We start from the raw sequence: 13,255 nt of genomic DNA, 5'->3' as shown, positions 1-13,255 counted from the left end.
TCAAAAATTGTAATAGAACTTCATATTATGTATTAAGAAGGGCAGGTGAACCTGTTGAAAGTTTTAGTTATTAATCCGGGTTCTACTTCTACTAAAGTGGCATTGTATGAAGAGGAAAAAGAAATTGTAAAAACGGAGATTGTCCACGACATTGAAGCGCTTAAAAGATATAAGAGTATCATTGAGCAATTTGATTTAAGGTTAAATGCTATAAATGATTGGATAGAGCAAAACAACATAAACTTGAAAGAAATATCTGCAATTGTGGTAAGAGGAGGACTTATTAAACCCGTTCAAAGTGGTACTTATTTTGTAAACGATATTATGCTTGAGGATTTGAAAAGGGGAGTTGGAGGTGAACATGCTTCAAATCTCGGTGGACTAATTGGAAGAGCTATAGGAGATAAGCATAATATTCCTGTTTATACATTAGATCCTGTAGCTGTTGATGAAATGGAAGATGTTGCAAGAATTTCTGGCCTTCCTGAGCTTCCAAGAAAAAGTCAATCTCATGCTTTAAACATAAAAGCGTGTGTTCATCGATATGCAATGGAAAATGGTGTTAAAGAAGAGGAATTGGATCTTGTTGTGGCTCATATGGGGGGAGGCATTTCTGTAGCAGCAATTAAAGGAGGAAAAATTGTAGATGTAAACAATGCAAATCAAATGGGGCCGTTTTCTCCTGAGAGGACAGGAAGCCTGCCATCGATGAAAGTTGTTGACCTTTGTTATTCTGGTAAATACAGTTTTGATGAGATGAAGAAAAAAATTGTAGGTATGGGTGGGATGGTAGCACATCTTGAGACAAATGATGCGAGAGAAGTAGAAAAGCGAATACAAAATGGTGATAAAAAAGCTAAATTAGTTTTTGAAGCTATGGCTTATCAAATTGCAAAGGAAATTGGCAGAATGGCGGCAGTATTAAAGGGGGATGTGAAATCAATAATTTTAACTGGTGGACTTGCTTATTCTAAACGACTAATAGAGATAATCATTGATATGACGAGCTTTATTGCACCTATAACTCTTTATCCAGGGGGAGATGAAATGGAAGCTTTAAGAGATGGTGCATTAAGAGTTTTAAGAAATATTGAAAAGCCCAAGATTTATAGCTGATGAGGTGTATGATATGAGAACATTTGAAGAAATGTATAATTACGTAAAAGACTTGCCTCCCAAAACTATAGCAGTAGCTCAAGCGGCAGATGAAGATGTATTAGAAGCGATTAAAGAAGCTCATGAAAGAGGAATAGTAAAAGCAATATTAGTTGGTGATAAAGAAAAAATAGAAAGGATAGCTTCTTCAATATCAATGCCTTTAAAGGATCACGAAATAATAGACACAAAAAGTAACTTAGAAGCTTGTCGCGAAGCTGTAAAGTTTGTGAGCGAAGGCAAAGCTGATATATTGATGAAAGGCCTTGTACAGACGGCAGAGATATTAAGGGTTGTTTTAGATAAGGAAATTGGTCTTCGCACTGGAAGAACTTTAAGTCATGTGGCTGTTTTTGAATCTCCTTATAACAGGCTTATCCTTTTGACAGATGCAGCAATGAATATTGCCCCTGATTTGAAAGTGAAAATAGACATAATTTTAAATGCAGTAGACGTTGCAAGGCAAATTGGAATTGATGCTCCAAGGGTTGCAGTTTTAGGAGCTGTTGAAACAGTTAATCCTGATATGCAAGCCACATTAGATGCAGCAATACTTTCAAAAATGAGTGAAAGAGGTCAAATCAAAGGGGCTATAATAGATGGGCCGTTGGCTCTTGATAATGCTTTATCAGTAGAAGCAGCGCGGCATAAAGGGATAATAAGCCCTGTTGCAGGTAATGCTGACATTCTTTTAGTTCCAGATATTGAAGCTGGTAATATGCTGTATAAAGCTATAACCTATATAGCAGAAAGAAGGATAGCAGGAATAATAATGGGGGCAAAAAGGCCGATTGTCTTGACTTCAAGGGCAGACTCCAGTGAAGCTAAATTTAATTCTATAATGTTGGCATCTCTTGCTTCTAATGTTTGATTATTTAAGTTGATTATTAAATAGGAGGAGATATTTTATGAAAATATTTGAAATAATGGAAACTAAAGATTATGAAAATGTGATTTTATGCCATGACAAGACTTCAGGTCTTAAGGCGATAATTGCAATTCATGACACGACTTTAGGTCCTGCTTTAGGCGGATGTAGGATGTGGACTTATGACTCAGAAGAGGATGCAATAAATGATGCATTAAGGCTTGCAAGGGGAATGACATACAAAAATGCTGCTGCGGGCCTAAACTTAGGTGGAGGTAAAACAGTTGTAATAGGAAACCCTCGAACAGATAAATCTGAAGCACTATTTAGAAGCTTGGGAAGATATATAGAGTCTCTAAAAGGAAGATATATAACAGCAGAAGATGTTGGAACTAACTTAAAAGATATGGAATATATACGCTATGAGACGAAATATGTAGCAGGGTTAGCAGAAACCAGTGGAGACCCGTCTCCTTTTACAGCTTATGGAGTCTATAGGGGTATGCAAGCAGCTGCTGAAGAGATTTTTGGAACTTTAGATTTAAGAGGAAAAGTAGTTGCAATACAAGGTGTAGGAAATGTAGGCTACAATTTAGCGAAACACTTATATGAAGCAGGGGCAAAGCTAATTGTGACAGACATATTTGAAGACAATGTAAAGAGGGCAGTAGAGGAATTTAAAGCTGAATATGTGAAACCGGATGAGATTTATGGGGTAGAATGCGATATATTTGCGCCTTGTGCTTTGGGAGCGATAATAAACGATGAAACGATACCGCAACTTAAGTGTAAGATAGTAGCAGGTTCAGCTAATAACCAGTTAAAAGAAGAGAGGCATGGGGATATATTGCAAGAGAAAGGTATACTCTATGTGCCTGATTACATTATAAATGCTGGTGGGGTTATAAATGTAGCTGATGAGCTCAATCCTTCTGGCTATAACAGAGATAGGGCTATGAGAAAAGTTTCTATGATATTTGATACAGTGAAAAAGGTTATACAGAAATCTAAAGAAGAGAACATACCGACATATGCAGCAGCAGATAGAGTGGCAGAAGAGAGGATAAAGACCATTGCTGCTGTAAAAGACAATTATATTGTCAAATAAGGGTGGGCGGTTTTTTGTTTGCCCTTTCCTTAAAAATTTTGATAGAAAAAGGAAGTGTAATATAATATAAATTGATAGCACGGAGGGGATTGTTTTGCCTTTAATTCTTGTGATAAATCCCGGCTCTACATCTACAAAAGTTGCTGTGTTTAAGGACACAGTGCCCCTTTTTACTGAAACTTTAAGGCACAATACTGAAGAGCTTAGTAAGTATAAAAGTATTATTGACCAGTTTGAATTTAGAACTCAGGCGATTTTAAATATGTTAAAAGAAAAAGGCATTTCTCTTTCAGAAATTGATGCAATAGTAGGGAGAGGCGGACTTTTAAAGCCAATAGAAAGTGGAACTTATATTGTAAATGAAAAAATGATAGAGGATTTAAAGAAGGCTGAAAGAGGAGAACATGCTTCCAATTTAGGGGGTATAATTGCTTATACTTTAGCTAAAGAACACAATATTCCAGCTTATATAGTAGACCCTGTAGTAGTGGATGAGTTAGAGGATGTAGCGAGAATAACAGGGATGCCTGAGATTGAAAAATCTAGTATATTCCATGCGTTAAATCAAAAAGCAATTGCTCGCCGTTTAGCTGCTGACTTACACAAAAAGTACGAAGAAGTAAATTTAATTATTGCTCATTTAGGTGGTGGTATATCTGTTGGGGCTCATAAACACGGCAGGGTAGTAGATGTAAATGATGCTTTAAATGGGGAAGGGCCTTTTTCTCCAGAAAGAGCGGGAGGACTTCCTGTACTTGACTTAGTAAAGTTATGTTATAGTGGTAAATACACCTATCAGGAGATGAAAAAGAAGTTAATAGGACAAGGGGGAATAGTGGCACATTTAGGCACTAACGATGTAAGAGAAGTTTATAAAAAAATTGAAGAAGGAGATAAAAAAGCAGAATTGGTCTTAGAAGCTATGGCCTATCAGACAGCTAAGGAAATTGGAGCGATGGCAGTGGTTTTAAAAGGCCATGTAGATGCAGTAGGAATTACAGGTGGAATTGCGTATAACGAGGATTTTGTAAAAAGGATAAGTGAAAGGGTAAAATTTATAGCTCCTGTTTATGTATATCCAGGTGAGGATGAAATGTTAGCTTTGGCGCAGGGGGCATATCGGGTACTTAGCGGTGAAGAAAAAGCTAAAATGTATAGTTAAAAGGATGATGGATAATGGATTTCAAAAGGTTGACAATTGTAGTAGGGCATTACGGTACAGGTAAGACCGAGGTTGCAATAAATTATGCTAAGTTTATAAGAGAATCAGGAAAAGAGGTAGAAATAGTCGATTTAGATATTGTAAATCCATATTTTAGGTCGAGGGAAGTGAGAAAAGAACTTTTTGATAAGTGGAGAATACGAGTAGCAGGAGTAGAAGAGAAATATATGAATGCAGATGTGCCTGCTATTTCCCGCAACATCTATGGGGCATTATACAGCAAGGATAAATATGCAGTCTTCGATGTTGGGGGAGACGATGTAGGAGCAACTCCATTAGGTCAGTATCGGCATATAATAAAGGATCAAGATGCAGAAGTATTATTTGTAGTTAATGTAAACAGGCCACTTACAAAAGATGTAGAATCGGTCATTGAATATCTTAAATCGATTGAAGAAGCAGCTAAAATTAAAGTAACTCATTTGGTAAACAATACTCATTTATCTTATGAAACAACAGTAGAGGATATTTTAAAAGGTCAAAAAGTGGTGGAGGAAGTCTCAAAAATTACAGGGATACCTATTAAGATGGTGACTGTAAAAAGAGAATTGCTCAACAAAGTTCCTGACTTAGGATATCCGATATTTCCAATTGACCTTTATATGAAAACTCCATGGGATAAAATGTGAGAGGAGGAATTTATGTGGCAAAAGTTATTTTTAATGAAGATTTATGTAAAGGTTGTGAATTGTGTGTAAATGCTTGTCCCAAGAAAATTATTGAAATGGACATGAGCAAAATAAATGTGAAGGGATATCATCCTGCCACTGTTAAACCGGAAAATATGAACAAATGTATAGGTTGTGCATTTTGCGCTATGATGTGTCCTGATACTGTTATAACAGTTATAAAATAAATGGAGGGGAGTAAGATGGCTAAGGTATTAATGAAAGGTAATGAGGCGTTAGCGGAAGCAGCTATTCAAGCTGGGTGTAGACATTACTTTGGTTATCCTATAACACCTCAAAATGAGGTTACAGCTTACATGGCAAAGAGAATGCCAGAGGTAGGTGGCGTATTTTTACAAGCAGAAAGTGAAGTTTCTGCTATAAATATGGTATATGGAGCAGGTGGAGCAGGAGCTCGTGTTATGACTTCCACCAGCAGCCCTGGTTTGAGTCTTATGCAAGAAGGTATCTCATATCTTGCAGGTGCTCAAGTACCTTGTGTAATTGTGAATATAATGAGGGGTGGCCCAGGATTAGGAGACATTCAAGGAGCTCAAGGAGATTACTTTCAATCTACAAAAGGAGGAGGCCATGGAGATTATAGATTGATTGTCCTTGCTCCTTCTACAATCCAAGAAATGGCAGATTTAGTCCAAGAAGCTTTTGATATTGCAGATGAATATAGGAACCCTGTTGTTATATTGGGAGATGGGATGTTAGGTCAGATGATGGAACCTGTAGATTTTGAAAATATTCAAAAAAGAAAGAGAGATATTCCAGAAAAAACATGGGCTACTACAGGAAGAGGAAATAGAGAGCATAGAAACATAATCAATTCTTTATATATCGATCCACCTGTATTAGAGAAATATAATTATCAATTATTTGAAAAATATGCAAAGGCTGAAAAGAATGAAGTGAGATATGAAATGATAAATTGCGAAGATGCGGATGTTATTTTAGTTGCTTATGGTACTATTGCCCGCGTAGCAAAGAATGTGATGAATATTGCAAGAAGAGAAGGGTATAAAGTAGGATTAATAAGACCTATTTCCTTGTGGCCTTTCCCGAAAGAGCCTTTCGAAAAGACAGTTGATACCGCAAAAGCTTATTTGACTGTAGAAATGAGCATGGGACAAATGGTAGAAGATGTAAAACTTGCAGTACAATTCAAAAAGCCGGTCTATTTCTACGGAAGGCCAGGTGGTATGATACCAGAACCATCTGTGATGCTAGAACAAATTAGGAAAATTGCAGGAGGTGTGAAATAATGGCTGTTGTATTTCAAAAAACAAAGGGATTGACAGATACGCCTTTTCATTATTGTCCAGGCTGTACTCATGGTATAATCCACAGGTTAGTAGCTGAAATTATGGAAGAGTTAGATGTTTTAGATAAGGCAATAGGTGTTGCTCCTGTAGGATGTGCTGTATTTGCATATGACTATTTTAATTGTGATATGCAAGAGGCAGCTCATGGGAGGGCTCCAGCAGTTGCTACAGGTATTAAGAGAGTTCATCCTGATAAAATTGTGTTTACTTATCAAGGAGATGGAGACTTAGCAGCTATTGGAACAGCAGAGATTGTTCATGCGGCTGCAAGGGGAGAAAATATAACAGTTATTTTTGTCAACAATGCTAACTATGGAATGACAGGAGGACAAATGGCTCCTACTACATTAATTGGTCAGGAAACAACTACTACTCCTTACGGAAGAAAGCCAGAAATAAATGGTTATCCCATTAGAGTGAGTGAAATGCTAGCAACCCTTGAGGGTACAGCATATATTGAAAGAGTATCTGTTTACGATGTAAAACATGTAATGCAGGCTAAAAAAGCCATAAAAAATGCATTTTTAGCTCAAATACAAAAAAAGGGGTTTTCTATGATAGAAGTGCTCTCTAGTTGTCCTACTAACTGGGGTATGACACCGGTAGAGGCATTAAATTGGATAAAAGAGCACATGGAACCGTATTACCCTTTGGGTGTGTATAAAAACACCTTAGAGGAGGTTAAGTAATTATGGAAGAAAGAATAATTTTTGCAGGCTTTGGTGGTCAAGGAGTTTTATCAATGGGGCTTATAATTACCTATGCGGGAATGTTTGAAGGGAAAAATGTGTCTTGGACTCCTTCTTATGGTCCTGAAATGAGAGGAGGAACTGCCTATTGTAATGTCACTGTATCAGATGAGGAAGTAGGCTCTCCAATTATTACAGAGGCTACCTCTGTAGTTGTAATGAATAGGCCTTCTTTAGACAAATATGAATCTTATGTGATACCAGGTGGAAAATTATTCATAAATACTTCATTAGTAGATAGAAAAGCAGAGAGAAAAGATATAGAAGTGTATGAGATACCTGCCAATGATATTGCTAATGAATTGGGTAATTTAAAAATTGCTAACATGGTGATGCTAGGAGCTTTCATAGAAGCTACTAAAGTTGTAAAAATGGAAACAGTACTAAAAGCTCTGCCTGAGGTCTTTGGCAAAGGTAAAGAGCATTTGATGCCTATAAATGAAAAAGCGTTAAATAGGGGAGCAGAATTAGTAAAAAGTCTCATTACAACTAAAAAATAACCTCTTCGGAGGTTATTTTTTCTGTAGGAGGTGTAAATTTGAAAAAATTAAGTGAAATTGTAGAGAAAGCAAAAGGATTCAATAAAATATTTACTGTGGCAGGGGCAGAAGACTGTGAAGTATTGTTAGCATGCGAATCTGCAAGAAAAGAAGGGATAGGAAATCCTATATTGGTAGGTATTAAAGAAAAAATAGAAACTATTGCAAAAGATATAGGCATTGATATTAAGCAATATGAAATAATTGATGAAAAAGAAGAGTCGGAAAAATGCAAAAGGGCAGTTTTAGAAGTTAGAGAAGGTAGGGCTTCTTTTGTCATGAAAGGTCTTGTTCCTACTGCTACTCTTTTAAGGGCTGTTCTTGACAGCGAATACGGCATTAGAGGAGAAGGATTACTCAGTCATGTAATGGTTTATGAAATTCCCAACTATCACAAGTTATTGCTTTTGACTGATGGAGGAATGAATATTAGTCCTACTTTAGAAGAAAAAGTGCAAATTTTAAAAAATGCTATTAAAGTGGCAAAAGCTATAGAAATAGAAAATCCTAAAGTAGCCTGTTTGTCGGCGGTAGAAGTGGTAAACCCTAAAATGCCTTCCACTGTTGAAGCCGCTAAATTAAAGGAAATGAACCAAAGAGGTGAGATAGAAGGAATAGTAGATGGTCCTTTAGCTTTTGACCTTGCCATAAGCAAAGAGGCGGCAATTCACAAAGGAGTAAAAAGTGAGGTTGCAGGAGATGCCGATATTTTGTTGGTGCCATTTATAGAGGTAGGAAATGCTTTAGGTAAAAGCTTTACTTATTTTGCAAAGGCAAGAAGTGCGGGAATTGTGGTAGGAGCAAAAGCGCCAATTGTTCTAGTTTCAAGAGCTGATTCCCACGAAGATAAGTTTAATTCTATAGCTTTTGCCTGTGCAGTATCTTTTTGATAACGATAAATTAAATGGGGGGAAAATGAATGAAAAAAATAATGATGGGAGATGAAGCAGTAGCAAGAGGTGCTTATGAGTACGGCATCACTTTTGCTGCTGCATACCCTGGTACACCAAGCACAGAGATAATAGAGAATATAGCTAAGTACAAAGAAATATATTCTGAATGGGCGCCAAATGAAAAAGTTGCTGTTGAAGCAGCAATTGGTGCTTCTATCGCAGGCGCAAGAAGTCTTGCTGCTATGAAACATGTTGGCCTTAATGTGGCAGCAGACCCACTTTTCACTTTTGCATATACAGGTGTTAATGGGGGTTGTGTAATTGTAACGGCAGATGACCCTGGAATGCACTCATCACAAAATGAACAGGACAATAGGTATTATGCAAAATTTGCTAAAATACCCATGTTAGAACCTTCAGACAGTCAAGAATGTAAAGATTTTGTAGGATACGCATTGGACATAAGTGAAAAGTACGATACTCCTGTTTTGTTAAGGCTTACAACAAGGGTAAGTCATGGCAAAGGAGTAGTAGAATTAGGTGAAAGACAAAATGTAGAGATGAAACCTTATAAAAAAGATATTCCTAAATATGTAATGGTGCCTGCTAATGCACAAAAAAGGCATGTAGTTGTAGAAGAAAGATTAAAGGCTTTAAGACAATTGTCAGAAGAAATTTCTATTAACAGAATAGAATGGAATGATAGAGAAATTGGCATAATTACCAGTGGTATAAGCTATCTTTATGTAAAAGAAGTTTTTGGAGATGAAGTTTCAATCTTAAAATTAGGAATGACTTATCCTTTGCCATCAGAGCTTATAAAAAAATTCGCAGAAGGAGTTAAAAAACTATACGTTGTAGAGGAATTGGAACCTTACATCGAAGAACATGTAAAAAGCTTAGGAATAAAAGTCATAGGCAAAGAGATATTGCCGATAGTAGGGGAATTAAATCCTGGTATAATAAGAAAAGCTATAAAGGGTGAAGAATTAGAGCATATATCAGTTGATACAAAAGTGCCAGGTAGACCTCCTATGCTTTGTGCAGGATGTCCTCACAGGGGAGTTTTCTACGTATTGAAAAAAAAGAGAGTTCCAGTCTTAGGCGACATTGGATGTTATACTTTAGGGGCAGCTCCTCCACTGGAAGCTATAGATACCTGTGTTTGCATGGGAGCAAGTATTTCTGGATCTCACGGATTCCAAAAGGCCAATGAACACAAAGGAAGGAAACAAAAGATTTTTAGTGTAATAGGTGACTCAACTTTCTTCCATTCAGGAATAACAGGTTTGATTGATATAGTCTACAATAAAGGAAATGCTGTACCTATAATTCTTGACAACCGCATAACAGCTATGACGGGGCATCAGCACAATCCTGGAACTGGGAAAACTTTGATGGGAGAAGAGGCTCCAGAAATAGATATAGCGAAATTAAGTGAAGCAATAGGAGTAAAAAGAGTAAGAGTGGTTGATCCTTTTAACTTAAAAGAAGTTGAAAATGCTGTTGATGAAGCTATGAATACTGACGATACAATGGTAATTGTAGCAAAGGGACCTTGTGCTTTGATTCCTCCGAGACCTCAGGGAGAGTGTAGAATAGACCAAGATAAATGCAAAAAATGCGGTTTGTGTCTAAGGATAGGTTGTCCTGCTATAAGCAAAAAAGATGGAATATTTAGCATAGACCCTGACCAGTGTACCGGATGTACAGTTTGTATGCAGGTATGTCCTTTCGATGCTATAGAAAAGGTGAGGTGAAATAAAGTGCAAGAAGTGAAAAGCATATTAATGGTAGGGGTAGGAGGGCAAGGCACTATTCTAGCCAGTAATGTTTTGGCGGAAGGACTATTAAAAAGTGGTTATGATGTAAAAATGTCAGAAGTCCACGGCATGTCTCAAAGAGGAGGAAGTGTCAATACTCAAATAAGGTTTGGAGAAAAAGTTTATTCTCCAGTCATTGAAGTTGGGGCTGCTGATGTTATCGTAGCCTTTGAAAAAATGGAAGCTGTGCGATGGTTAAATTATCTTAAAAAAGACGGCGTTGTCATTGTAAATACGGTAGAAATACCTCCACTTTCTGTGCTCATAAGCAAAGAAGAGTATCCCAAGAACTTAATTGAGGAAATATCAAAAAGCGTAAAGACAATTGCAGTAGATGCAGATAAAATAGCAGAGAGCCTTGGAAATATAAAGGCTCAAAATATAGTTCTTTTAGGAGTACTTGTTAAATATTTAGGACTACAAGGCATTGATTGGGAAGAGGTAATAAAAAATAACGTGCCACAAAAATTTGTTGAATTAAATACAAATGCCTTTAGAAAAGGGCTGGAGGTAATCTAAGAGGGGGAGATAATTTCCTCCATTTTTTATTAAAAGAAGGATTGTTAAAGATTGTGGCGAATATATCTTATAGCGCTGACTTTATTGAATTTGTCATTAGAGGAAGGGAGGTATTATTTTTTTGTTATATAGAATTTTACGGCTTATTGCTAAATTGATTCTTAAGATATTCTATTCCTTTGAAGTAAAATATGAGAAAAATTTGCCTGAGGGAGCTTGTATTTTTGTTGCAAACCATCAAAGTTTGCTAGACCCAGTTGTGGTAGCCTGTTCTGTAAAAAGACCCGTTATATTTTTAGCAAGTTCTGAACTTTATAAAAGGCGTTTTTTAAAATATTTTTTAAAAATTGATAAAGCAATTCCCATAAAGAAAAATTCGCCTGATTTAAATGCCATAAAACAAGCGTTATTTAGACTAAAGGAAGGAAATTCTATAGGATTATTTCCAGAAGGAGGAATATCACCAACTGGCAAAGTAGAAAAAATGTATGAAGGGGCTATGTATATAGCATATAAATCGGGAAAGCCCATTGTGCCAGTGGCTATAAAAGGCACAAGAGAAATACTACCTTTTGGCAAATATTTTCCCAAATTTAGGGGAAAAATTGAACTAAAAATAGGGGAACCAATTTACCCAAATCTGAATATTGATATAAAGATGGAAATTGTTGAATTGAGAGACAAAGTTATGCAAAATATATTAACAATGTTGGAGGAATAGTGTAAATTGAAATATGGTTTTCACTGTGATAAAATATTATCGTATGATTTATTGAGAGGAGATAGAAAATGGCAAGGTTGTTTGGTACAGATGGTGTTAGAGGTATAGCTAATTATGACTTGACTCCACAACTTGCTTTTGAACTAGGAAGAGCAGGAGCATATGCTTTGACGGAAGGAAGTCATAGGCCCAAAATTGTAGTGGGAAAAGACAGCCGTATTTCTAGCGACATGCTAGAATGCGCATTAGCTGCTGGTCTTACCTCTGTAGGGGCGGAGGTCATAAGTGTGGGGATAATTCCTACACCAGCGGTAGCTTACCTTACCCGATTATATCAAGCAGATGCTGGAGTTATGATATCGGCATCTCATAATCCCGTAGAGTACAATGGGATAAAATTTTTTGATAAAAATGGGTATAAATTGCCAGATGAAGTAGAAGATAGAATAGAAAATATAATAAAAGAAAAAATTGAGTTGCCTTCTCCTATTGGGACGGGAATAGGTACCAGGAAAGAATACACAAATTCTCATAGAGATTACATAGAGTTCTTAAAGTCTACTATTGATGGGGATTTAAAAGGAATGAAAATTGTAATTGATTGTGCTTATGGAGCTAGCAGCACAGTAGCGCCAATTCTATTTAAAGAACTAGGGGCGGAAGTCATATTACATGGAGCAGAGCCTATAGGGGAAAAGATAAATGTCAATTGTGGGTCTACTCATCCTGAAAAATTGCAACAACTCGTCATAGAAAATGGGGCCGACATAGGTTTAGCCTTTGACGGAGATGCTGATAGACTTATTGCAGTTGATGAAAAAGGAAATGTTGTTGATGGAGACCACATAATGGCAATATGTGCTATAGATTTAAAGAAAAAAGGTAGGTTAAAAAATAACACAGTTGTGGCAACAGTTATGAGCAATATAGGCTTTGAGATTGCACTTAAAGAGCAAGGGATTAATCTCATAAGGACAAAAGTAGGAGACAGATATGTTTTAGAAGAAATGATAAAAGGCGGATATTCTATTGGTGGCGAACAATCAGGCCATATTATTTTCCTTAATGACAATACTACTGGAGATGGGGAAATTACTGCTTTAAAACTTTGTTCTATTTTAAAAGAAAGTGGCAAAAAATTGTCAGAGTTAGCTGCCTGCATGGTTACTTACCCACAAGTTCTTATAAACGCAAAAGTAAAAAATGAGTTAAAACATGCTTATTTAGAGGATGAAGAAATAAAAAGGGAAATTGAAAACTTAGAAAGGGAAATGAGAGGAGAAGGACGAGTACTTATAAGACCCTCGGGTACTGAGCCTCTTGTGAGAGTTATGGTAGAAGGAAAAGATTCTGATAAAATTAGTCAAATGGCAAAAGAACTTGCTGAATTAATAGAAAGAAAATTAAATTAAATAAAAGTGCGAAAGGTATTATTTGAAAGGGGGGATGCCTATTGAAGAAGAGTAAAAGAAGGTAAGGATTAAAAATTAAAAAAGCGCCTGGGCTTAAAGTGTATACTTTAAGCTGACGAGGACAGGGTTTATCGAGTTATCGGCGGGTGCCCTGCGGTTTTCTGCGACCGATAAAGGACTGGTAAAACCACAGGCGACTGTGGCATAAAGCAGTCTGGGCAGGGATGAATATTTATTACAAAAGTGA

Annotated in this window: 14 protein-coding genes; all 14 read left to right on the top strand. The window is 36.6% G+C overall.

The genetic code is table 11. From position 1 onward, the window contains the following. Nucleotides 1-51 precede the first annotated feature (51 nt). Nucleotides 52-1,116, top strand: a complete 1,065-nt coding sequence (gene buk, locus EB239_RS13280) for a butyrate kinase (RefSeq protein WP_208638278.1) — start codon at nucleotides 52-54, stop codon at nucleotides 1,114-1,116. 13 nt (nucleotides 1,117-1,129) lie between these two features. Then, nucleotides 1,130-2,026 carry a phosphate butyryltransferase gene (gene ptb / locus EB239_RS13275; protein ID WP_003870051.1) on the top strand — a complete coding sequence of 299 codons (897 nt, stop codon included), beginning with the start codon at nucleotides 1,130-1,132 and terminating at the stop codon, nucleotides 2,024-2,026. Between the two features lie 37 nt (nucleotides 2,027-2,063). Next, nucleotides 2,064-3,131: a Glu/Leu/Phe/Val family dehydrogenase gene (locus tag EB239_RS13270; protein ID WP_003870050.1), complete on the top strand. Its 1,068-nt coding sequence runs from the start codon at nucleotides 2,064-2,066 to the stop codon at nucleotides 3,129-3,131. Between the two features lie 88 nt (nucleotides 3,132-3,219). Further along, complete coding sequence (gene buk, locus EB239_RS13265; protein WP_208638277.1) at nucleotides 3,220-4,293, top strand: butyrate kinase; 1,074 nt, start codon at nucleotides 3,220-3,222, stop codon at nucleotides 4,291-4,293. Nucleotides 4,294-4,307: 14 nt separating this feature from the next. Continuing rightward, a complete protein-coding gene (locus EB239_RS13260; RefSeq protein ID WP_003870048.1) occupies nucleotides 4,308-4,982 on the top strand; it encodes a hypothetical protein in 675 nt (224 codons plus the stop codon). Between the two features lie 14 nt (nucleotides 4,983-4,996). Then, a complete protein-coding gene (locus tag EB239_RS13255; protein ID WP_003870047.1) occupies nucleotides 4,997-5,209 on the top strand; it encodes a 4Fe-4S binding protein in 213 nt (70 codons plus the stop codon). A 15-nt stretch (nucleotides 5,210-5,224) separates the two neighbouring features. After that, nucleotides 5,225-6,292 carry a 3-methyl-2-oxobutanoate dehydrogenase subunit VorB gene (locus EB239_RS13250; RefSeq protein WP_003870046.1) on the top strand — a complete coding sequence of 356 codons (1,068 nt, stop codon included), beginning with the start codon at nucleotides 5,225-5,227 and terminating at the stop codon, nucleotides 6,290-6,292. Further along, nucleotides 6,292-7,041 (top strand): thiamine pyrophosphate-dependent enzyme, encoded by a 750-nt coding sequence (locus tag EB239_RS13245; protein ID WP_003870045.1) that lies wholly within the window; start codon nucleotides 6,292-6,294, stop codon nucleotides 7,039-7,041. The genes EB239_RS13250 and EB239_RS13245 overlap by 1 nt, the downstream gene beginning before the upstream one ends. 2 nt (nucleotides 7,042-7,043) lie before the next feature. Then, complete coding sequence (locus EB239_RS13240) at nucleotides 7,044-7,601, top strand: 2-oxoacid:acceptor oxidoreductase family protein (protein ID WP_003870044.1); 558 nt, start codon at nucleotides 7,044-7,046, stop codon at nucleotides 7,599-7,601. A gap of 38 nt (nucleotides 7,602-7,639) precedes the next feature. Further along, a complete protein-coding gene (locus EB239_RS13235; protein WP_003870043.1) occupies nucleotides 7,640-8,530 on the top strand; it encodes a bifunctional enoyl-CoA hydratase/phosphate acetyltransferase in 891 nt (296 codons plus the stop codon). A gap of 29 nt (nucleotides 8,531-8,559) precedes the next feature. Beyond that, the gene (gene iorA, locus EB239_RS13230; protein ID WP_003870042.1) at nucleotides 8,560-10,293 is read left to right on the top strand and encodes an indolepyruvate ferredoxin oxidoreductase subunit alpha; all 1,734 of its coding nucleotides are present in this window, start codon (nucleotides 8,560-8,562) and stop codon (nucleotides 10,291-10,293) included. Nucleotides 10,294-10,299: 6 nt separating this feature from the next. Further along, nucleotides 10,300-10,875 (top strand): indolepyruvate oxidoreductase subunit beta, encoded by a 576-nt coding sequence (locus EB239_RS13225; RefSeq protein WP_003870041.1) that lies wholly within the window; start codon nucleotides 10,300-10,302, stop codon nucleotides 10,873-10,875. 121 nt (nucleotides 10,876-10,996) lie between these two features. Further along, nucleotides 10,997-11,596 carry a lysophospholipid acyltransferase family protein gene (locus EB239_RS13220; protein ID WP_003870040.1) on the top strand — a complete coding sequence of 200 codons (600 nt, stop codon included), beginning with the start codon at nucleotides 10,997-10,999 and terminating at the stop codon, nucleotides 11,594-11,596. Between the two features lie 68 nt (nucleotides 11,597-11,664). After that, nucleotides 11,665-13,008: a phosphoglucosamine mutase gene (gene glmM, locus EB239_RS13215; protein WP_003870039.1), complete on the top strand. Its 1,344-nt coding sequence runs from the start codon at nucleotides 11,665-11,667 to the stop codon at nucleotides 13,006-13,008. Nucleotides 13,009-13,255: the final 247 nt, after the last annotated feature.

Source organism: Thermoanaerobacter ethanolicus JW 200, from assembly GCF_003722315.1.
Lineage (GTDB): Bacteria > Bacillota > Thermoanaerobacteria > Thermoanaerobacterales > Thermoanaerobacteraceae > Thermoanaerobacter > Thermoanaerobacter ethanolicus.
This window is presented reverse-complemented; position numbering and strand designations above follow the sequence as displayed.